The sequence below is a fragment of the Fibrobacter sp. genome (assembly GCF_045601785.1).
Taxonomy (GTDB): Bacteria; Fibrobacterota; Fibrobacteria; order Fibrobacterales; family Fibrobacteraceae; genus Fibrobacter.
The window spans coordinates 1-20554 of sequence record NZ_JAZSAF010000005.1; the positions used below are offsets into that span (position 1 = coordinate 1).

Below are 20554 nucleotides of genomic sequence, written 5' to 3' on the forward strand. Positions count from 1 at the left end.
TTGCAAAATCCTTTGGTTATTTGTTATGCAGGTGGTCAGACCGCGTGGCAAATTTAATCAAAGGATTTCTGCTTTCCACAAGGATGTAAAGCCGTAGGCTCTTTGGAACCACCCGCCTAGCGGGTGGTTTTCTGTATACAACAAAGAAGCCCCCGACAAAGTCGGGGGCGTTCTAGTGGAGATTCCGGCTCGGAGGCCGGAATGACACTCAGGTGAGACTAGCTCAAGCGGCTAATCATGTAACCGGCGCAGACTGCGGTACCGATCACGCCAGCCACGTTCGGGCCCATGGCGTGCATCAAGAGGAAGTTCTGCGGGTCATACTTGGCACCTTCCACCTGGGAAACACGGGCAGCCATCGGCACGGCGGACACGCCAGCAGAACCGATGAGCGGGTTCACAGGGTTGTTGGGAGTGCACTTATTCATGATCTTGGCAAGGAAGAGGCCTGCAGCGGTCGAGAAACCGAAGGCCACCACACCCATAGCGATAATCATGAGGGTCTGCGGACGGAGGAAAATGTCGGCAGACATCGTGAGGCCCACGGAAGTACCGAGGAAGATCGTCACGATGTTCATGAGTTCGTTGGAGGAGGTCTTCACCAGGCGTTCGACAACGCCGGCTTCCTTGAAGATGTTACCGAGCATGAGCATGATGATAAGAGCAGAAGCATCGGGCACCACGAGGATGCACACGATCATCACCATCACGGCAAACACGATGCGTTCGGCCTTGGACACCTTGCGGAGCGCCTTCATACGGATCTTCCTTTCCTTGTCGTTGGTCATGAGGCGCATGATAGGCGGCTGGATCAGCGGAACGAGGGCCATGTAAGTGTAAGCTGCCACGGCGATAGGTCCGATGAGGTGCTTTGCTAGTTTGTTTGCAGTAAAGATGGAGGTCGGACCGTCGGCGCCGCCGATGATACCGATAGAGGCCGCTTCACCGAGAGTAAAGCCACCGAAAGCCACGGCGCAGAACATGGTCGCAAACACGCCGAACTGAGCGCCACCGCCAAGAAGCAGTGTACGCGGGTTAGCGATAAGCGGTCCGAAGTCCGTCATGGCACCCACGCCCAAGAAGATGATGGGCGGGAAGAGTTCCAGGTGGATACCCTGGCTGATGTAGTAATAGAGACCGGCAGTCGGGGTAAACATACCTTCGATGCTCCAGCCACCATCGTAGAATCCCGCACTCGGGATGTTCACCGCCAGTGCGCCGAGCGAAATCGGCAAGAGCAGCAGCGGCTCGTACTTTTTGACAATCGCCAAGTACATCAGGACGAAACTCACGATCCACATCACGATCATCGAAGGGGTGACGTATGCGAATCCGGTGTCGCCTGCGAACTCAACGACCGAATTTAAAAGAGAACTCATTTATCTGTACCTCTTAGGCGATGGTCATGAGAGTCTGGCCGTCGACGACAGTGTCGGTTTCCTTGACGGCAATGGAGTTCACGGTGCCGGCGCACGGAGCGACGACCGGGTTTTCCATCTTGAGAGCTTCGATGATAGCCACTTCCTGGTTGGCGGCAACGGTATCGCCGACCTTGACCTTCAGTTTGAACACGGAGCCAGCGAGCGGGCTCTTGACTTCGGTACCACCGGCAACAGCAGGAGCGGCGGCAGGAGCCGAAGCGGCAGCGGGAGCTGCAGCAGGAGCGGCGGCATTGGAATCAAGAACTTCTACTTCGACATCGTAGGTCTTGCCTTCGAAACTGATACGGACGGTTTTCTTCATTTTGATATTTCCTGGCTTAAAAGCCTGTTGAGTTTTAAAAGTTTACCTTACTTGACGATCGTCCAAGCAGGAGAGTTGATGTTTCTGTAAGCAGTCACGCGGCAGGGCTGACCGATAGCCTGGGTCGCCGCTGCGGTCACGAGGGCGAGGAACTGGTCGTTGCTCATGCCCGGGTGTTCTTCGAGGGCTGCCACGGCGGCAATGCCGAGGAAGGCCTGGAGCTGCTTGTTGGTGAAGCCCGGATGAACGCTCTTTGCGTTCGGATCCCAGTCGCAGTGGGCAGGACCGATAGTTACCGGAGCTGCGGCGGCGGGAGCGGCGGCCGGGGCAGCCTTAACTGCAGGTGCCGGAGCCTTGTCCTTGTTGAGGCCGAGCTTGGCCATGATGAAGTTCATGAGGTAGCAGAGCACCGTGAGGCCCACGATGACGCACATCACCACGATAAGACCGGTTGCCTGGAATTCGATCAGGGAGCCGATACCGAAGGTGTCGGAGTCGCCCTTACAACCCTGTTCGGTCGAAAATTCGCCCTTGCAGTAGGTCGAGCCCAGCTTGGCCTTGGCGATGGGCAACACCTTGTGGCCGCCGGCGTTTTCGATAGAATCGCGAACGTCGCGTGCAAGGACTGCCTGATCGTAGGTCTTATAGAGAACCGAATGGTTACCAGCGTGGGTTTCCACGATCTTGTAAACCATGTCGTCATTCATACCCGGCATAGAAAGCTGCGCCTGGACCTGGGCGGCATCGGAGGGGAGCATGAGTCCGAGCTGTTCGTCGAACTTGCCCTTCACCTTTGCTGCAGGCTGCGGAGCAACGAGAGCCGGCTGCTGCACATCCTGGGCCGGGGCTGCGGCGGGAGCCACTTCCTGAGCTTCGGGTGCATTGGTCTGTGTTTCGTTCATATTGGATTCAATCCATTCTTTTGGGTTTCTGTTTTGTAAAAATCAGCGGTGAAAATTTAGAAAAAGCGGCGCTTGGTTTACGCCGCCAAAAGCTACATCACCCCGGTTTCGAGGCCTTTTACGGGGATATAGCGTATGGAACCGTCCGGAGAGATAATCATGGCCACCCCGGCCATGTAATTCACCCATTTCCATTTTTCGTAATACTTCACGTTCGCGTGCCCGTTTGTCGTGTAGGCGAGTAAGGGAACCACCAAAAAATCGTGGGTGCACATGACATTCACCCGTTTCATGGACGCAAGGTTTGCAAGCACATTGTCCTTGAGCAGTTGCTCGCTGCGGGTTTCAAGGTCGTAAAACGCATCCGGATATGCACCGGTAAAGGCGTATTTGGAATACACCACCCATCCGCCGCCATCGGAATTTATGTAACTCTCGACCAAAGCGTCATCCTTCACGTACCAGGCTCCATCCATGTACGGGAGCACGTCGAGACTGTAATTCGACTGTCCCTTGCCCTGCGCAATATTTTCGCAGGTTTCCAAGGTGCGGGTATAACCTGAGTATCCGTAATAGAAGTCTTCCTTACCCACCGCGGCAAGCCGCGCTCCCAAGTCGCGAGCATACTTTTTCCCGTTGTCGGTCAGGTGTCCCTTTTCTCCCGTATCATCGGTGCGTTCGCTGTGGCGAATAACGAACACCGCCTTTTCGTCCGGCTTAAGGTTTGCATAGACTTCTACCAGGTCGGTAAAGCCGTCGGCTTCTTGCGGGGTCGCCACGCGCCATGTTCCGGCATCGTAGATGTAATAGTTGTCGTGAATTACGCGGCCTTCGCGGATTTCCTTGTCGTACTCGCCCACGCCAAAGCCCACCGTATCCTTTTCCATAGGCTGCGCAATTCGCCATTCCTTGCTATTGACATCGCAAATAAAGCGCACCGCTGAACGATCCGATGCCTCGTAGTCATTTGCGAATAGCGCACTCTGCCCCTGGTTCACGTAGGTGACCTTGCCCGCATTTACATCGGTGCAGGGTTCAAAACCATACGCGAGCGGAATAAAGGCGCGCATGTATCTTTCAAAGTTCGGGACATTTCCACCATACACAGACACCACATTGTTCCGAATATCATTGTAGCGCCAAATAGAATCGATACCGACTTCCCAGTCGGCAACCCGAATCTTTAAGTTGGGATCGTTCCAGACACCATCACCCTTCAGGTCTTCGCCCACGTTGCGAATAAAATTTTCCGTTTCCTCCTTGCTTGCACGGTTCTGCACCAGGGCAGAGATTGCTAGCACCACCGCATCGTAATCTGTCGAAAGCTGAAAAGAATCTACCCCGAAGGCTCTCGCCGTCTCACCGAGTGCCTGCACCACCGCAGAGTCCATGGGAACATGGTTCATCAAAAGCTGTTCCACACGAGGCCTTGAAAGAAGCGTCAAGACATTCGCTCCTGACTGTTCAAGGGCGCTGCGCACCGTATCAGGTACGCCTCCCGCCGAATCGGCCGATGCGCGTTCCGCTAAAATCTCAAAAACATATAGTGGCGCACGGACAGTATCGAGAACTGCAGGAGTCGAAGACTCGTGATGCTTATCTGCCGTCGAGCCATCGGCATTTCCACCGGTAGAGCTATCACTAGAACACGCCAGCATCAAAAAAAACACTAGCGACACTACAAACAAACTAAACTTTTCAGTCAAAGGCATTTTCCAAAACATCCAACTTTTTTACCGCACGGGATTTCCCGTGCAAGTCACCAACTACATCGTCATCGTGCCGGAATCCAGTCCCTTGACCGGCACATAGCGCATCTTGCCGCTAGCATCCATGATAATCGCCACTCCCGCCAGGTAATTGACCCACAGCTTGGTATCAAAGTAGCGCAAGTTCACTTTCCTATTCGTGCAATAGGCCGTAAACGGAACCACGAATGTGTCGTGCGAAATCATGACGCCCACACGATTCACCTTGGCAAACTGCGGCTTCACTATTTCCTGCAAGAACTCTTCGCTGCGATCTTCGAAATCGTAATAGGCTTCCGGACAAATTCCCTTGTAGGCGTATGCCGAATTTGCGCCCCAGCCGCCACCATTATCGGTCTTGCATGTGGCATACTTGGAATCGTCCTTCACATACCATTCACCATCCAAGTCGTCAATCGTATTTTCTGTATAAGTCGCCCCGGCACCCTTCGCCACATACTCACAAGTTTCCTTGCTGCGTGTGTAGGTTGAGTTGGCAAAATAAATGTCTTCGCCTTTCATCTTTGCGCCAACACCTTGAGACTGCGACTTTCCGGTATCCGTCAGGTGACCGTTCTTGCCCGTATCGTTCGTCCTTTCCGCATGGCGCAACAGGAAGATGACCTTTTCGCCGGACTTGAGATTCTTGTAGACATCAGCCAAATCCTCGAATTCCTGGATATCGTTGCTGGTCGCTGCACGCCACTTTTTCTGTTCGTAGATGTAGTACTTGTCCTTGTTGATAATACCCGACTTGAGCTGACCTTCGTACTCGCCCACGAACCCGTAAGTATCTTTTTCCAAGTCCGTTGCCGCACGCCATTCATGCGTGTTCGCATCGCAAATGAATCGCACCTTGGGCCCTGGCTGGTCATAGCCCGAAACAAAGAATGCACTCAGGCTGTTGCTTACGAAACGAATCGAATCCGCATTGTGCGAGCCACATTCGCCAAAATTGTAGACATTTGTCCAGAAGCGCTTCAAGTGATGCGCAAACTCAGGAACTTCGCCCAACTTCCAGGATGCAATGTTGTTCTTAATCGTCGCATAAGAGCCGCTCGTGTCGAGCACCATGAGCCAGTCCGCAAGGTCCGCCTTGGCATTGTTGTCGTCCCAGTTGCCGTTGCCCTTGATGCGTTCGGCAATGCCCGCCGTATACGAAAGCATTTCGGAGCCGGAGCCCTTGCGCTGCATCATGATCGAGATTGCAAGCAGGGCGCCGCTATATTCGTCGCCATCAAAGAGTCCAATGTCTTCGGCAAAGCGTCCATCTGTTGTCACCTGCTGCTGTTGCTGCTGGTTCCAGCCACCGGGCCAGCCATTGCCGCCACCCGCGCTAGACTCACCCAGCCGAATATCGAACGAAGCCAAGATGTCGCGCAGGGCCTGCGCCTTGACCGCACGGATTGGCTGGTTGTTGCCGCTGTTCTCCACAAGTTTCAGCACGCGCGGAGCTTCCATGTGGGTCAGCATGTTCACATTCACCGAGTCGCGGTCCGTTACATCGACCACGGCTTCAAGCGTCGTAACCGAGGGCGAAAGCCCGCCGGTGAGTTCGTTCCTAAAATAACCGCTCGCCTTCACGCGCAAATAAGGTGACGCCAAATCTACACTGTCAAAACTGAAGTTTCCATCACCGTTCAAGATGCAGGTCTTGTGGATACGCTTGGAATCTGCCAGGCGCTGCATGCTATCGAGTTCGACCAACTTGACCGAGGTGCCATAGCGGAACGGCCCCTTTTCGGCAACCCCCACGATGCGGGCCCCCACAATTCTTGGCTCCGTCGTGGAATCGATCGAAAACACGACCTGCTGTTGCTGACCAAAGTTTCCCCACTGGCTATAGGGAGAACCGCCTTCGTCGTCTTCACCGTCGTCACCAGATCCAATCACCATCACACCGCCGCGGCAGGTGATGCCGGCAGTCTCTGCAACCGCATCCGACTCGATCCAGTTTTCACCCAAGCAGAAGTACAAAGTGTTTTCACTCTTGACCAGGAACGACTCTCCTTCGTTGGCAGAAGTGCATTCCGGCAAGGCATCGACATCTTCCACGACAGTCGTATCGGTAATCAGCGTGTCTTCGACACCGACCACCGGTCCCATCGACGAACTGGAGCTTGACGCGCTATCCTTGCCCGGCTCCGACGCGCTCGAGATGGGACGCCCCAGGGAATCCAGTTTCACAACGCCACTAGAGCCGTTTTCGGAAAGGGGATCTTCCTGCTGCGATATTTCGTCACCTTCCACAGCATCGGGATCATCGGCCGAAGAAGACGAACTGCCGGAACACGCCACCCAGGAGAAGGTGGACAGGGTAAAGACAACAAGCCAAAATAGGCGATTCATTCGTCGTTCCAGCATACTGTCGAGTAATAATACAAAATTAAAGCATCTTGCCCGTTTCGAGGAAGCGCGTATGCATTTCAAACGCCCTTTCCAGGGCGATTGGCATGTGCAGGCCCTTCGCATGCTTCAGGCTGTAGTCCAAAAAGTCCGTCAAAGGCTCCCGATAATCCGGATGCGCACAGTTCTCGATAATCAGGCGGGCCCGCTTTTCGGCAGGAAGCCCGCGCAAGTCGGCGAGTCCCTGTTCTGTAACAAAGACCATCGTATCGTGGTCCGTCTGGTCCACATGGCTCACGCAAGGCACAATCGAGCTGATGGCTCCATTTTTCGCGACCGAAGGCGTCAGGAAAATTCCAAGGTAGCAGTTGCGGGCAAAGTCCGCCGCACCACCGATACCGTTCATCATCGCAGAACCCGAAACAAGGCTGCTGTTCACGTTTCCGAAGATATCGGCTTCAAGCGCCGTATTCATAGAAATCACGCCCACGCGGCGAATGACATCGGGGCTGTTGCTCACCTCCTGCTGTCGAAGCACCAGGTGCTTTTTCCATTCGGCGGAGTTCTCGACAAATTCCTTTTGTGCGTTTTCAGACAAAGTAAGAGCCGTTCCCGAAGCGACCCCGAGCTTGCCCTTCTTTAAAAGCGGGAAAACGGCTTCCTGGATGACTTCGGTGTACAGGTCGATTTGCCCCAGGCGGGCATCGTCGGACATAGCGCTAAGCACGGCATTTGCCACCTTGCCCACGCCGCTCTGAAAGGCGAGCCCCTTTGGAAGCCTACCCTTGCGTTCTTCGAAGCAGATAAAGTCCAAAATGCGTTCGCCGATATTTGTAGAGACTTCGTCCGGTTCCACAAACGGGTTCACCTCGTCAAGCCTTGAAGTCTCGACGACGGCAATCACCTTGTTCGGATCGATTTTCACGAATTCAGCGCCCACGCGGTCGCCTGCCCCGTATATGGGGAGCGGCTTTGCATGCGGCGGAAGTTCGGGCAGGGCGACGTCGTGGATTCCCATGAACGCATCGCCCAGGCGCGTGTTCAGTTCCAAGATGATTTTAGGAGCCATTTCGAGGTAAGTCACCGAATTTCCGCCCGATGTCGACAGACATACCCGACCGTCGCTCAAGATGGCGGAAACTTCGACAATCGCGACCGTCGGGGCAGGCAAAGCCCCGGTGCGGACTAGGTAGCCCATCTTGCCCAGGTGCGCATCGATGTACTTGATTTCGCCCGAATTGATCGACTTCCGCAAAGAAGCGTTGCTCTGGTAAGGCATCCTGAGGCTCACCGCCCCGGCACGCGCAAGGACGCCATCGCAACTATCTCCAGTCGACGCACCCGAAAAAAGCGTCACCTTGAAAGGCTTGCCTTCGGCATGCAACTTTTCGGCACGGGCGGCCAAAGCCGAGGGCACCTCCTTGGGATAGCCAGCCAAGGTAAAACCGGAAACTCCCAGCACATCGCCGTCATTGATCATCGCCGCGGCATCGGCCGCTGAACACTTCTTTGCATCAATCCAATTCATAGTAGTGGCTTAAAAATAAATAAAAGTGGCTAGTGGTTGGTGACTAGTGGTTAGGAATGTAACAAGAACATTCAACATCCCTGTTTACTAACCACTGTTTACTGTCTACTATTTTCTATTTTCCTCTTCGTGAAGCATTTCATCAAGTACAATATCATCGGCGTCATAAACACGCTCATTACCCTCGCCTCGGTCTGGATAATGCACCAGATGCTCGACTGGAACCTGGAACTGTCGAATTTCCTGGGTTTCATCTTCGGCGCCATCAATAGTTACCTGATGAACCGCATCTGGAATTTCAAGAGCCGGGGCCGAAAGCGCACCGAAGTCATCCGCTTCATCGTCGTCTTTGCGGCGGCCTACGCACTCAACCTCGTGGCGCTCGAAACGACCGTCTACTTGCTCGGCACCGTCTGGTGCAAGCCCTTCGCCGAGTTCATCTCGCAATACATGAAGCCCAGCTTCTTTGCAAACATCGTTGCAAACATCATCTACGTTATCGCAAGCTTCACCCTCTACAAAAAATGGGTGTTTAAATAGACGAGAAAAATATTTATCGTTGTTCGCATATATAAAAAAACACTCGCCTATGGCGAGTGTTTTTTGCAATTGTCTCTTAAGCCTTCGAACTACAGCTGGAACGGAACGAGTTCCACGCGACGGTTCTGGGCACGACCCTTCTTGGTCTTGTTGTCAGCAATCGGCTTGTCCGATCCGAAGCCAACCGCACGGACGCGGTCTTCTTCGATGCCCTTCTGGATGAAGTAATCCACCACAGTCTGGGCACGTTCCTGAGAAAGCTTCTTGTTGGTTTCTGTAGAACCCGTGTTGTCGGTATGGCCCTGCACTTCGAGGTGAGCAACCTTGATCTTCTTCATCAGGGTAATGATATCGTCCAGGGTCTTGTAGCTTGCCTTGGTGAGCTTTGCAGAACCGGTCTGGAACTGGATACCCTTCTTCAACTGTTCAAGGTCTTCCTTCTTGTTCAGGGGGCAGCCCTTCTTGTCGATTTCGACACCCGGGAGAGTGTTCGGGCACTTGTCGAGGTAGTCAGGCACGCCGTCCTTGTCGGTGTCGAGCGGGCAACCCACCGTATCCACCGGAGCACCGGCCGGAGTATTCGGGCACTGGTCAAGGGCATCAGGTACGCCATCCTTGTCTTCGTCGGCGCTGCAACCCGTAGAGTCAACAGGCACGCCGGCCGGAGTGTTCGGGCACTGGTCAATTCCATCGGCCACGCCGTCCTTGTCGAAGTCGAGCGGGCAGCCATTGTTGTCGACATTCAATCCTTCCGGAGTGTTCGGGCACTGGTCGGTGCCATCGGGGACGCCATCCTTGTCGGCATCGGCCGGGCAACCGGTAGAGTCAACGGCAGTTCCTTCCTTGGTGTTCGGGCAGCGGTCATCTGCATCGGGCACGCCGTCCTTGTCGTAGTCGCCTTCGCAACCATCGGCATTCACCTGGGCACCTTCACGAGTCTGCGGGCACTTATCAACGCCATCGGGGACGCCATCCTTGTCAGAATCCATCGGGCAGCCAACAGAGTCAACCTTCACGCCTTCCGGGGTATTCGGGCACTTGTCGAGAGCGTCGGCAACGCCGTCCTTGTCAAAGTCCGGTTCGCAACCGACAGAATCAACGGTAGCACCTTCGCGAGTTTCGGGGCACTTGTCGAGACCATCGTAAACATTGTCCTTGTCGGAATCCATCGGGCAACCCACCGTGTCGATCACGGCGCCTTCCGGGGTATTCGGGCACTTGTCAAGGCCATCAATCATGCCGTCCTTATCGGAGTCGATCGGGCAACCCACGGAGTCAACCGTTGCGACTTCCGGAGTATGGGCGCACTGGTCCTTTTCGTCCGGCACGCCGTCCTTGTCTTCGTCCTTATCCTTGCTGGCACCCAGACGCCAGATGAGGGCTGCGGTACCGGCAATCGTCGGGGTCGGAGCATAGCCGTAGCTGAACTTTGTATCGTAATCGTTTTCAAAGTAGACGAGATGGCATTCGTTGCAATCCATTTCATCCTTGTAGTCGTAACCGAGGTTACCCAAGGTGCGGATAGCAAAGTCGACGCCCATCGCGAAGTCGATGTGCCACGGCAGGTGGAAGCGGATACCCGGAGTGAGCTGCATCGGGTCGTCCAGCGGATCGCGGCGGTACTTGCCGGTTTCAACACGCATTTCGCCGGAGAATTCCAAGAAGGCTTCCATCCAGCTCGTTGCGATGTAGTTCACGCCGGAGCCATACACCAAGGTGCTCTGGCCGTCGCCGGCATAGACAAACCCAGCATGGGTGTTCCACACGACCGGCACCCCAAGTGCGCCGAAGTTCATCGTAAACACCAAAGTTCCACCAATGTTAAATTCACCAGAGGTGTACGGGTCGGTCACTTCGCCATCTTCGTTCAGGTACCAGGCATGGCGGGGACGCACGCCGCGGGCTTCAGTACCCGTCGGGATATAGAAGTCCACCATGGCAGCCATAGCAAAGAAGCTGCTTTCGTCACCTAAGACATTGGCCTTCAACCAGATATCGAGGTCGCCCGGCCTAAAGGCCCAAAGACCGCTTTCGCCCTGACCATGAAGGTTCGCGTGGTCATAGTTCATCGGGAGCGCCACACCGAGGTCCAAGAAGTCCAAAAGACCGATAGCAGCATGGAAATTGCCCGAAAATGTTCCTGCCCATTCGTGGAAAGTGTTCGACTGACCATTCTGGCGAACGGTACCGCCACGGGAAAGGGACCAGGAGTCAAAGGAGACATCGCCGCCGGTACCGACTTCGATTCCCCATTGGCCTAACGTATAGGCATTATGTTGATGGATACCGGAAGTTCCGCCCATCAACCCGGACTGGGCAAAGGCGAGGCCTCCAGCGACTAGTGATAACGCAATGATTTTTTTCATTGTATCCCTCTTAGGAAAAAACTCTGCCGTAACAAAAACATCCAAACCATGTTACGGAGTGCCTTTATTACATTTACCTTTCAATGTAGCATTTTTGTCACATTACGGCTACCTGTGACGGCGTTCACACCCCAAAAAGGCGCAAAAAAGTGTAAAAAAAGCAACCGAAAGTCGTTGATAGACATCAAATTAGCGTTATGAGTCCGATTTTATCCATTCAAAACATTCGTCGCGACTTTAAAATGGGCGACGAAACGGTCCACGCGCTGCGTGGAGTTTCTTTTGACATCTATCCCGGTGAATTCGTGACCATCATGGGCACCAGCGGGTCGGGCAAGTCGACTATGCTGAACATTCTGGGTTGCATGGACAAGCCGACCTCCGGGCAGTACATTCTGGACGGAGAGCACACCGAAAAACTCAAGCGCGACGCACTCGCAAAAATCCGCAGCCAGAAACTCGGATTCGTGTTCCAGAGCTACAACCTCCTGAGCCGCACCACGGCTATCGAAAACGTAGAACTCCCGCTTTTGTACAATTCGAAAATTTCGGCAGCGGAACGCCACCGCCGCGCTATCGAGGCGTTAAAGATGGTCGGGCTTGAAGACCGCATGAACCACTTGCCGAACCAAATGTCGGGTGGCCAGCAGCAACGAGTAGCTATCGCCCGCGCACTCGTAAACGACCCGGTCATCATCCTCGCCGACGAAGCCACCGGAAACCTGGACACGCGCACCAGTTACGAAATCATGATGATTTTCCAAAAGCTGAACCGCCAAGGAAAAACGATTGCCTTCGTGACGCATGAACCCGACATCGCGACCTTCAGCGGGCGCACCATTACACTACGCGACGGACTCCTTAAAAAAGACGTCAAGAACGAAACTGTCCAAGATGCCAAAGCCGCATTTGAAGCGCTCCCACCCCCGGAGGAGTTTGAGGAATGAGGTCGCGCTTTGCGCTCTGAGCATTTCAAAAAAGAGCCCCATACCTCAAAGGGAGCGTAGCGACCGACCTCACACCTCATACCTAATCTTCCTACTGCCTACTTCTAACTTCCTACTAACTTATGTCCCCACTAACTCTCATAAAAATTTCCCTCCGAGCATTGCTCCGTAACCGCATGCGCACCTTCCTTTCGGTGCTCGGCATCGTGATCGGTGTCGCAGCCGTCATCACCATGGTCGCCATGGGCGAAGGTTCCAAGAAGTCGATCAAGGAACAGATGACCGCCATGGGCACGAACGCCATCATCATCATGCCGAACCGCGACCGTCGCGGCGGCGTGCAAATGGAATCCACCGAATCGCTCGAAGAAGCCGACGTGATTGCTATCCGCGAAAACGCCACCTACATTAACGGAGTCTCGCCCATGATAACCGTTGGCGGGCAAGCCATTGTAGGCAACAACAACTCCCCCACGGCCTTGAGCGGCGTATCGGCCGACTACCTGAAAATCCGCAACTACGAAATCGAAGACGGCGTGATGTTCGACGACCTGGCAGACCGCATGGCCAAAGTCTGCGTGATTGGCCAGACCGTCGTGAAAAACCTGTTCCCCGAAGGCGACCCCATCGGCAAAACTATCCGCTACAAGAGCATTCCGCTCAAGGTCATCGGTACCCTAAAGGCGAAAGGCTCCGGCGATTTCGGGCAAGACAACGACGACGTGATTTTTACACCCTACCAGACGGTAATGAAGCGGTTCAACGCCACCACGAACATCCGCCAGATTTACGCGAATTCCATTGGCGAGGGCTACGCGGCGCAAGCCACCGAAGAAATCATGGGAATCTTGAAAGAACGCCGCAGCTGGACAAAGCCCACCGACCCCTTCCGCGTTTTTACCCAAGAAGAAATGATCCAGATGGTCACCAGCACCTCGGACATGCTCTCGCTGGTGCTGACCGCGATTGCAGGAATTAGTTTGTTTGTAGGCGGTATCGGCATCATGAACATTATGTATGTGTCGGTGACCGAACGCACCAAGGAAATTGGCCTGCGTATGGCTATCGGTGCCCGCGGTCGCGACATTCTGTTGCAGTTCCTTTTTGAATCGGTCATTATCAGCCTGCTTGGCGGCGCCATCGGGATCGCCCTTGGCATTGCCGCTTCCGAGACGGTCAAGATTGCCATGAACTGGCCCATGAGCGTGTCCATCACGAGCGTTATCGTGAGCTTTGGCGTGTGCTTTGCCACCGGAGTCTTTTTCGGATGGTACCCGGCCCGCAAGGCATCTCGCCTGGACCCCATCGAAGCGCTTCGGTTCGAATAATAACCAACAACTGTCTATTTTTCCAAAAAAAGCATTTTTTTTATGCACATCACTCCCTTTTTCTGTATATTTAGGACATGAATCTGCTTGAATTTTTACAACCGATGCCGGTCGTGGGCATTCTCCGCGACATTCCCCAGGGCGCCGAAGAATCTTGCATCAAGACGGCCGCCGAATGCGGACTGAAGGCGATCGAAGTCACCATGAACACCACTAACGCCGAAGCAATCATCGCCGACCTCAAGGCCGCAGCAAGGCCTTACGGCATTGCTGTCGGTGCAGGCACAGTCCGCCACGGGAGCGACCTCGACAAAGCCATTGCCGCTGGCGCCGAATTTATCGTAACGCCCAATACCCGCAACGAAATCATCCGCCTGTCTGCCACGGCGAGCATCCCGATTATTCCAGGCGCACTCACACCCACCGAAGTGCAAAAGGCATACGACCTGGGCGCCACCGCCGTAAAGATTTTCCCGGTGAACTGCGTAGGCGGCCCCGAATACATCAAGGCGCTGCGCGGGCCGTTCCGCGACATTCCTCTGATGGCATGCGGCGGCGTGAACCCGGAGAACGCCGCAAGCTACTTGAAGGCCGGCGCAAACCTGCTTTCGTTCGGGGCAAGCATTTACGACCCGAAGCTAATGGCCGCAGGCGACTGGGCAACCATTGCCGAACGCCTGAAAAAGCTCCTCGCTTCGATCAAATAGCCGATAGCTCGTATAGACAAAAAAGTCCTGCTTTTAAGCAGGATTTTTTTCTGTCTACTGCCTACTGTCTACTGCCTACTTTTTCCTCATTTCTTGCTTCATCTTGTACATGGAGACATCGGCGCTGTGCAACATGTCGTCGAGTTCCTTGTAGTCTTCGCTAGAGTGCGCGATGCCAAAAGCAAACGAAGCATGCATGTCAACGATCGTGATTTCAGAAACCGCATGCTGCATTCGTTCAGCGCAGACAAAGGCTCCCTTCTTGTCGGTCTCGGGACAGATGACCAGGAATTCGTCGCCACCCATTCTAAAGAGCTGGTCCGTTTCACGCAGAATATCCTTGACTGCCGTAGAAACCGAGCGGAGCAAGAGGTCGCCCGCCTGGTGGCCATACTGGTCGTTGGTCGCCTTGAGCCCGTTCAAGTCGAAATAGATGATCGCAAACTGTGTTCCGTAGCGCTTGGAACGAGAGAACCATTCGCGCAGCGAATACATTCCGTGGCGGCGGTTGAAGCAGCCCGTCATGTCGTCGGTCAAGGAGATGTCCCTCAGGTTACGGAGCGAACGAGAAAGGCGGATATGCACGTTCACGCGAGCAAGTAAGATTTCCGGAATGGCGCTCTTGCTTACGAAATCGGACGCACCCGCCTGAAACCCCTTGGTCACGCTGTCGGAATCTTCGCGACTCGTGAGAAAGATGATCGGAAGGTCGTCGAGCGGATGGCGCTGCCTAATGCGCAGGCAGACATCGAAGCCGTTCATGTTGGGCATGTTGATATCGAGCAGCACAAGATCGACCTGGTTGTCCGCCAGGAACTCTAGAGCCTCTGAACCGGAAGTGCAGCTGGTGACATCATAGCCGACTTCGACCAGGAGAGAACGAGTCTTTTCGATGACCTCTTCGTTGTCATCCACAATTAAAATTTTTTCTTCAACCATAAAACCACCTCCCCTTTTTTCAAGGGCATTCACTAAAATAATATAGTTTGCCCATACTGGCTACATGTATTGGCCAGTTTTTACAAAGAAACGGCTAAAATGGAAGGAATTCCAGCGGCGGAGCTTCGGCAATCAGGCCCATCGATGTCGCGTGTTCGAAAAATAGCGAAAGCGAACGCTTGCGGTCTTCGGTAAAACGGTAGTCCAGAGCCGAATAGTAGTTCTCGATGACCGGTCGTGGCAAATCCACGGGATAGCGGGCAAGCCAGCGGTCCAGAGCCGCCAAGGGATTCTGCCTGAAATGTTCCACGCTTTCTCGGGTGGCATCCAGGTATCGACGGAGCGAATCTTTCAAACCAGGTTGCAACGCCGTCTTTGACACAATCCACGCTCCAAAGACAAACGGTACATGCAGCCAATCCTGCCAAAGCACTCCCAAGTCATAATCGTAGGCAAAGCGATGCCGTTCATTTTCTTCAAGGGCCTGATCGCCAATCAAAAGGCAAGCGTCGTCATGTTTCCCAAGGGTTCCGCTGCAGTACTGCGGTTTTACCCCGTAACGTTCTTCAAGCAAAATCTTGAGTAGGTTCACCGACGTCATGCTCTGCGCCGTAAGGCGCACCACCTTCTGAGAAAGTTCTTTGATGGGACATTTTGCAAACAACTTAACCGAACGGACTTCAAAGGAGCAAGAGGTGCAGATGTCGGGAGCAAGAACAAAGGCGCCGGGTTTCTGCGCAAACGTGATCGACGATGCCGGCGACAAGTGAATCGAACCCTCCTTGAGCCCTGCACAATGCGCACTCGGTGCTCCATCCACAAATTCAACATCCTTAAATTCAGACTCTCGTCCAAGGAAGTCATGAAAAAACGGCGCACAGACCAAAAAAGGGATTCTACCAACTCGTAAAGTCATGTAAAAAAGTTAATTTTTCGACACGACCTGCAACAGGGTCGAAAAACAAATAACAGAAGAATAACCGAAAAATGGCTAAGGTATAATGGCTGTATTTCATGTAAAGAAGACATCGCTCGGCGACGACCAGACATCATTGGTGTTCAAGGGCAAGATTGTAGAAGGGCCCATCAGCAAGGGCATGACCGTAGAAATCCCCGTCACTCAAGAGGCGGTGGTCAAGATGAAGATTTTTGATGTCGTCCTGTTCGAAAAGCAGAAGGACGAATCCAAGAAGGTTGGACTGGTCGTCGATTTCAAGGACCTTCCCGATGACATGGAAGTCATCATGAGCCTGAACATCGCCGAAGAAGACCTAACGATTGTAAACGAGTAAGGCAATCCAGCCTTTTCGCAAAAACGGATGAAACAATGATAAAAGAAAGACTGCGGGGAGTGAATTTGGGTGGCTGGTTCAGTCAGGTAGACTGCATCCAGGAAAAAGATCCCGTAGGGTTTCCGGGGATCATTGAACACATCAAGACGTTTATCGGGGACGGCGACTTCAAGCGCATCCGCGGTGCGGGGTTCAATCACGTAAGGCTTCCGGTGGACTACTTCAACCTCTTTGAAGAAGGCTCCCTAAAGCCGAAAGAAGAAGTATTCGCCCTTCTGGACAAGGCTATCAAGGAAATCCAGGCAAGCGACCTCGACGTGATTTTGGACCTGCACAAGTGCCCGGGGCACGACTTCCATCTGGGTTGCTCGCAGGAACAGCCGTTCTTCGTAAGCGCCGACGCCCGCAAGGACACCGCCAAGGTGTGGTCCTTCATGGCAGAACGCTACAGTGGGCAGTCCCGCGTAATGATGGAACTCCTGAATGAACCTGCGGCCGCAGATTCTCTCGTTTGGGATAAAGTAAAGGACGAAATTTTCTGGGCCATCCGCAAACATGCCCCGAAGAACACCATCGTGGTAGGGAGCAACAAGTGGAACAGCGCCCGCGAGTTCAAGTACCTGACCCCGATGGACGACGACAACGCCATCTACAGTTTCCACACCTATACCCCGGTGACATTTACGCACCAGCATGCGGCATGGATTGGCGACCCGTTCTTCCACATTGACCGCCCGTGGCCCGGCGACTATGCCGCACCTGCTCCCGACGAAAGCGGAAAGACCCGCCTCGACGTGGAATACGGCAAGTGGGACAAGGCTCGCCTGCAGGAAAGCATCCAGAATGCACTCGACTTCCGTGCGAAGTACGATTTGCCCGTCGCCTGCAACGAATTCGGGGTGTACGTGCAAGTCGCACGCCAGTACCAGCTTGCCTGGATGCGCGACTTCATGGAAATTCTCCGTGACGCAGACGTAGGCTACAGCTACTGGAACTACAAGAACCTGGACTTCGGCATCGTGTCGAAGGGCGAATCGCTGCACCAGAACCTGAAGCAGTACGACAATCCCGAAAGGCTCGACAACGAGCTCATGGAGCTGCTCGCGAAAGGGTAGTGAGCTCGCCTAGCTCTGAGGTGTGAGCACGGCACTAACGAGCCTCCGAGAAAGAAAATTGCCTGGCAAACGCCAGGCTTTTCTTATAAAAAAGCCCCTGTTCGGGGCTTTGAAATTTTCATGTACACCTCGTTACTCAAAGCTCATAGCCCAGAGCACCGCAGGTGCGGCCTCTATTACTTTCCGGCAGCCTTCTTCTGCATTTCGCGGCGCTGTGCTTCGGCAAGGAGGCGAGCCATTTCAAGGCGGCTGTCTTCCTTTTCCTTGCGCTTGGTTTCTTCCTTGCAGTTCACGCACTTGGTTGCCGTAGGAACTGCAATCAAACGAGCCTTCGGAATCAGTTCGCCACAAACCTTGCAAATACCGAAGGTTCCCTTCTTGATGCGCTTGAGGGCTTCCTCGAGATACATCAGGTACTTGCCTTCGCGTTCCGCCAAGGAAACGTTGGTATCAAGGGCGTTGTAATCGGTAGCAAGATCGGCGCTATTGGATTCGCCCCCCTCACCTGCCTGAGCCTGGTTCTTGAACGATTCCGTTTTGTCAAAGTCGGTCTGTGCCGTGACAATCTGGCGGCGTTTTTCAACCAACATGTCTTCAAAGAACTTCAGGTCTTCGTCACTCATTTTTACAGGTTTCTTTTCAGCAGATTTCTTTTCAGCCATGGGATTCTCCTTGGTTGCGATTAACTCGTTTGTACCGATAAGATGATAAATAACTTTTTTTTTCAGAAAAAGGTAAACTTTTTTCAAAAAATATCAATATTTATGTCTAAGCCATTTTTCTTGATATCTTGCAGCAGAGAATCAACATCTACGAGCAATCGATCCAGTTCCTGGTTGAAGCCAGAATCCGGAGCAAGGAACAGGGACGCCGTATTGTCTTTTTCCGCCAACTTTCGGACGATTCCTTCACTCTGCCCCTTCAGCTCGTTCACCTTTTCCAGAAGCTGCTGCGTACGATCCATCAAGTTGTTGATTTCGTGGATTTTGGAAGCACCCCGGTCAGCCAGAACATCCAGGGCCTGCTTGGCGCTTCCGAGGCTGCGGTCGCACTCGTCCAAGAGCGCACTCACATCCGATTTCCACTTGTTCACATTCACCTTGGTCAAATGCACAACCTGACCCGCCTTTTTAGTGACGCGCTTCAGCTGCAAGCCCGCCTGCCCCACAGCGATGGAATCCATCACAGAACGAACGGAATCCTTGATTTCGTTCATGTTGCCCATAATGGCCACAAGCTTCTTGCCGACGCCGCTCATGCCTTCGTCGTACTTTCCGACGAGCGTATCTCCGTCCTGGACCAGGTCCTTGCTGTCGCCCGTCAAAATGCACATTTCACGTTCGCCCATCAGGCCAGAGTTGATCAGCCTGAATTCGGAATTTTTCGGAATCTGGGTCGAAGCAAGGACTTCGGCGGTCACATAGACCGCATCTTCCGTCAGTTCAACCTTGAGAATTTCTCCACGGGAAATGCCCCGCACATCGACACGGTTTCCCGGCGAAAGGGTTCCCACCGCATCGTAAGAGACCACAAAGCGGGTGCGTTTATGGTACGGGCTGGACGGATGTAGAAAAAACCACGCCCCGCAACAGGACGACAGGAGAAGCAGAAAAATAATGAACGGAACCAGGTTCTCTTTGACAAGCCTTTTGAATCTATTCATAGTAGGACCAATTTTGATTGTCGAAATCTAACAAATCATCGACATACTCACCCTTGGCCTTGGCCTTAATCTTTTGCATTAGGGCCTCATTGAAGTCCTGTGCCACGTTCTGACCGCTATATTTCATCAAAGTGTTCATGGCAATGACCTCCGAAATCACGGTCAGGTTCTTGCCGGGAGCCACGGGAATCACCACTTTCGGGATTTTCACCCCCATCACTTCTTCTTCCTGCTCGTTGAGTCCCGTGCGGTCGTAGCCGCCATCGCGCTGCCACTGTTGCAGCTCCACAATGGTTTCGATCTTCTTCACCTTGCGGATAGCGTGAATACCGAACATGGAGCGGACATCGAGGATTCCCACCCCACGGATTTCCATGTGGTGCTTGATCAGGGGGTCAGGGCGACCAATGATGGCGCGTCCCACATTACTGATGTGGACGACGTCGTCGGCCACCATACGGTGACCGCTTTCCACGAGATCCAGTACACATTCCGACTTGCCCACATTGCTATCGCCAATGTAGAGCATGCCGACGCCGTAGACATCGACCAGACTTCCGTGGATTATGGCATGGGGAGCAAAGAATTCTTCCAGGATACGCTGGGCGATCTTGTTGAATTCATAGGTGTGAAGCGTGGTCGAGAATAGGGGGATGTTCAGGCGTTCGCACATACACCTGAGTTCAGGGTGCGGCATCTGCGAATGGGTGACCACCCACATCGGTGCCTTGTACACAGACAAATTTTCGAACACCTTGGCGCGGCCTTCGGGGCCAATCGATTCCAAGTAGTTCCATTCGGTGTGCCCTACAACCTGGATCTGCTGCGAGCTGTATACCTGAGTAAAGCCGGCCATGGCAAGTCCCGGCCTATGAATACCGCTTTCGGCAATCGGGGCATCCAAGGATGTCTCCGGAGAATGACATGCCATCTGCAAGTCTTTGCCGTAACGCAAAAAAAAGTCCCGCACCAGGAGACGTTCCCGGTGCAGGATCTTGATGTCTTTCAATCTGGACTCAGACACAATCTATACCCGGTTATACAACTTCGGATACGGGCTGAGCACGGTGATCGTTCTGCTTGTCGTTAGCCTTCTTGAGCTGAACCTTGATGCGTTCGAGGGTCACATCGACGGCCTTACCCATGTTTTCTTCGTCGGCGGATGCCACCACCTGGGAGCCCGTAATGTTTACCGTAATTTCGCAATGACGCTGATGTTCCACTTCGTGATCGAGAATGACGGAGGCGCTAGTGATATTCGGGTAGAAACGAGCCAATTTATCCATTTCTTCTTGAATGCGGTCCTGAAGGCCAGCCGATGCGTTAAAATGACGAGCAGAGAACTGAATATCCATAATATAACCTCCTTAAAAAGGGTTCTTGTATTTGC

The 20554-nt window shown here is 53.5% G+C and carries 19 protein-coding genes; 6 read left to right on the forward strand and 13 right to left on the reverse strand.

Annotation, left to right across the window (positions count from 1 at the left end; all coding sequences use genetic code 11):
- Positions 1-218: 218 nt before the first annotated feature.
- The 6 genes from ACKI61_RS01170 to ACKI61_RS01195 form a co-directional block, all read right to left on the reverse strand.
- Complete coding sequence (locus ACKI61_RS01170) at positions 219-1379, reverse strand: sodium ion-translocating decarboxylase subunit beta (RefSeq protein WP_073056321.1); 1161 nt, start codon at positions 1377-1379, stop codon at positions 219-221.
- Between the two features lie 13 nt (positions 1380-1392).
- Positions 1393-1743, reverse strand: a complete 351-nt coding sequence (locus ACKI61_RS01175) for a biotin/lipoyl-containing protein (protein ID WP_407455988.1) — start codon at positions 1741-1743, stop codon at positions 1393-1395.
- A 47-nt stretch (positions 1744-1790) separates the two neighbouring features.
- Positions 1791-2645, reverse strand: a complete 855-nt coding sequence (locus tag ACKI61_RS01180; RefSeq protein ID WP_407455989.1) for a hypothetical protein — start codon at positions 2643-2645, stop codon at positions 1791-1793.
- 92 nt (positions 2646-2737) lie between these two features.
- On the reverse strand, positions 2738-4315 hold the full coding sequence (locus ACKI61_RS01185; RefSeq protein WP_407455990.1) for a hypothetical protein: 1578 nt from the start codon (positions 4313-4315) through the stop codon (positions 2738-2740).
- 96 nt (positions 4316-4411) lie between these two features.
- Positions 4412-6742, reverse strand: a complete 2331-nt coding sequence (locus ACKI61_RS01190; RefSeq protein ID WP_407455991.1) for a histidine phosphatase family protein — start codon at positions 6740-6742, stop codon at positions 4412-4414.
- Positions 6743-6779: 37 nt separating this feature from the next.
- Positions 6780-8267, reverse strand: a complete 1488-nt coding sequence (locus tag ACKI61_RS01195; RefSeq protein ID WP_407455992.1) for an acetyl-CoA hydrolase/transferase C-terminal domain-containing protein — start codon at positions 8265-8267, stop codon at positions 6780-6782.
- A 129-nt stretch (positions 8268-8396) separates the two neighbouring features.
- On the opposite strand from ACKI61_RS01195, the gene ACKI61_RS01200 reads away from it, so the two are divergent.
- Positions 8397-8807 (forward strand): GtrA family protein, encoded by a 411-nt coding sequence (locus tag ACKI61_RS01200; protein ID WP_407455993.1) that lies wholly within the window; start codon positions 8397-8399, stop codon positions 8805-8807.
- Between the two features lie 89 nt (positions 8808-8896).
- Here ACKI61_RS01200 and ACKI61_RS01205 read toward each other — a convergent pair whose 3' ends face one another.
- Positions 8897-11173, reverse strand: a complete 2277-nt coding sequence (locus tag ACKI61_RS01205) for an OmpA family protein (protein WP_407455994.1) — start codon at positions 11171-11173, stop codon at positions 8897-8899.
- Positions 11174-11370: 197 nt separating this feature from the next.
- On the opposite strand from ACKI61_RS01205, the gene ACKI61_RS01210 reads away from it, so the two are divergent.
- The 3 genes from ACKI61_RS01210 (at position 11371) to ACKI61_RS01220 (ending at position 14155) form a co-directional block, all read left to right on the forward strand.
- Positions 11371-12120 carry an ABC transporter ATP-binding protein gene (locus tag ACKI61_RS01210; RefSeq protein ID WP_407455995.1) on the forward strand — a complete coding sequence of 250 codons (750 nt, stop codon included), beginning with the start codon at positions 11371-11373 and terminating at the stop codon, positions 12118-12120.
- A gap of 122 nt (positions 12121-12242) precedes the next feature.
- Positions 12243-13448, forward strand: a complete 1206-nt coding sequence (locus ACKI61_RS01215) for an ABC transporter permease (protein ID WP_407455996.1) — start codon at positions 12243-12245, stop codon at positions 13446-13448.
- A 77-nt stretch (positions 13449-13525) separates the two neighbouring features.
- The gene (locus ACKI61_RS01220; RefSeq protein ID WP_407455997.1) at positions 13526-14155 is read left to right on the forward strand and encodes a bifunctional 4-hydroxy-2-oxoglutarate aldolase/2-dehydro-3-deoxy-phosphogluconate aldolase; all 630 of its coding nucleotides are present in this window, start codon (positions 13526-13528) and stop codon (positions 14153-14155) included.
- Positions 14156-14230: 75 nt separating this feature from the next.
- Here the strand turns inward: ACKI61_RS01220 and ACKI61_RS01225 are convergent, their stop codons facing one another.
- Both ACKI61_RS01225 and ACKI61_RS01230 read right to left on the reverse strand, forming a co-directional pair.
- Positions 14231-15094, reverse strand: coding sequence for a diguanylate cyclase (locus ACKI61_RS01225; RefSeq protein ID WP_407455998.1), 864 nt, complete (start codon positions 15092-15094; stop codon positions 14231-14233).
- A gap of 94 nt (positions 15095-15188) precedes the next feature.
- Complete coding sequence (locus ACKI61_RS01230) at positions 15189-16010, reverse strand: menaquinone biosynthetic enzyme MqnA/MqnD family protein (RefSeq protein ID WP_407455999.1); 822 nt, start codon at positions 16008-16010, stop codon at positions 15189-15191.
- A gap of 85 nt (positions 16011-16095) precedes the next feature.
- Here ACKI61_RS01230 and ACKI61_RS01235 point away from each other — a divergent pair, with 85 nt between their 5' ends.
- A complete protein-coding gene (locus ACKI61_RS01235; protein WP_072979644.1) occupies positions 16096-16386 on the forward strand; it encodes a hypothetical protein in 291 nt (96 codons plus the stop codon).
- Positions 16387-16421: 35 nt separating this feature from the next.
- The gene (locus tag ACKI61_RS01240) at positions 16422-17501 is read left to right on the forward strand and encodes a glycoside hydrolase family 5 protein (protein ID WP_407456000.1); all 1080 of its coding nucleotides are present in this window, start codon (positions 16422-16424) and stop codon (positions 17499-17501) included.
- A gap of 176 nt (positions 17502-17677) precedes the next feature.
- On the opposite strand, the gene ACKI61_RS01245 is transcribed toward ACKI61_RS01240, so the two are convergent.
- The 4 genes from ACKI61_RS01245 to hpf all read right to left on the reverse strand — a co-directional run bounded on the left by ACKI61_RS01245 (position 17678) and on the right by hpf (position 20519).
- Complete coding sequence (locus ACKI61_RS01245; protein WP_407456001.1) at positions 17678-18163, reverse strand: TraR/DksA family transcriptional regulator; 486 nt, start codon at positions 18161-18163, stop codon at positions 17678-17680.
- 83 nt (positions 18164-18246) lie between these two features.
- Positions 18247-19164: an MlaD family protein gene (locus tag ACKI61_RS01250; protein ID WP_407456002.1), complete on the reverse strand. Its 918-nt coding sequence runs from the start codon at positions 19162-19164 to the stop codon at positions 18247-18249.
- Entirely contained in the window at positions 19157-20188 is a 1032-nt protein-coding gene (hprK, locus tag ACKI61_RS01255) for an HPr(Ser) kinase/phosphatase (protein WP_407456003.1), read from the reverse strand. The genes ACKI61_RS01250 and hprK overlap by 8 nt, the downstream gene beginning before the upstream one ends.
- A gap of 13 nt (positions 20189-20201) precedes the next feature.
- Entirely contained in the window at positions 20202-20519 is a 318-nt protein-coding gene (gene hpf / locus ACKI61_RS01260) for a ribosome hibernation-promoting factor, HPF/YfiA family (protein WP_072979834.1), read from the reverse strand.
- Between the last annotated feature and the right edge of the window lie 35 nt (positions 20520-20554).

Excerpts from the sequence above, each read along its gene's own strand:
- ACKI61_RS01170 (WP_073056321.1), bottom strand. The coding sequence starts at position 1,379 with ATGAGTTCTCTTTTAAATTCGGTCGTTGAGTTCGCAGGCGACACCGGA.
- ACKI61_RS01175 (WP_407455988.1), bottom strand. The coding sequence starts at position 1,743 with ATGAAGAAAACCGTCCGTATCAGTTTCGAAGGCAAGACCTACGATGTC.
- ACKI61_RS01180 (WP_407455989.1), bottom strand. The coding sequence starts at position 2,645 with ATGAACGAAACACAGACCAATGCACCCGAAGCTCAGGAAGTGGCTCCC.
- ACKI61_RS01190 (WP_407455991.1), bottom strand. The coding sequence starts at position 6,742 with ATGAATCGCCTATTTTGGCTTGTTGTCTTTACCCTGTCCACCTTCTCC.
- ACKI61_RS01195 (WP_407455992.1), bottom strand. The coding sequence starts at position 8,267 with ATGAATTGGATTGATGCAAAGAAGTGTTCAGCGGCCGATGCCGCGGCG.
- ACKI61_RS01205 (WP_407455994.1), bottom strand. The coding sequence starts at position 11,173 with ATGAAAAAAATCATTGCGTTATCACTAGTCGCTGGAGGCCTCGCCTTT.
- ACKI61_RS01210 (WP_407455995.1), top strand. The coding sequence starts at position 11,371 with ATGAGTCCGATTTTATCCATTCAAAACATTCGTCGCGACTTTAAAATG.
- ACKI61_RS01215 (WP_407455996.1), top strand. The coding sequence starts at position 12,243 with ATGTCCCCACTAACTCTCATAAAAATTTCCCTCCGAGCATTGCTCCGT.
- ACKI61_RS01220 (WP_407455997.1), top strand. The coding sequence starts at position 13,526 with ATGAATCTGCTTGAATTTTTACAACCGATGCCGGTCGTGGGCATTCTC.
- ACKI61_RS01225 (WP_407455998.1), bottom strand. The coding sequence starts at position 15,094 with ATGGTTGAAGAAAAAATTTTAATTGTGGATGACAACGAAGAGGTCATC.
- ACKI61_RS01230 (WP_407455999.1), bottom strand. The coding sequence starts at position 16,010 with ATGACTTTACGAGTTGGTAGAATCCCTTTTTTGGTCTGTGCGCCGTTT.
- ACKI61_RS01235 (WP_072979644.1), top strand. The coding sequence starts at position 16,096 with ATGGCTGTATTTCATGTAAAGAAGACATCGCTCGGCGACGACCAGACA.
- ACKI61_RS01240 (WP_407456000.1), top strand. The coding sequence starts at position 16,422 with ATGATAAAAGAAAGACTGCGGGGAGTGAATTTGGGTGGCTGGTTCAGT.
- ACKI61_RS01245 (WP_407456001.1), bottom strand. The coding sequence starts at position 18,163 with ATGGCTGAAAAGAAATCTGCTGAAAAGAAACCTGTAAAAATGAGTGAC.
- ACKI61_RS01250 (WP_407456002.1), bottom strand. The coding sequence starts at position 19,164 with ATGAATAGATTCAAAAGGCTTGTCAAAGAGAACCTGGTTCCGTTCATT.
- hpf (WP_072979834.1), bottom strand. The coding sequence starts at position 20,519 with ATGGATATTCAGTTCTCTGCTCGTCATTTTAACGCATCGGCTGGCCTT.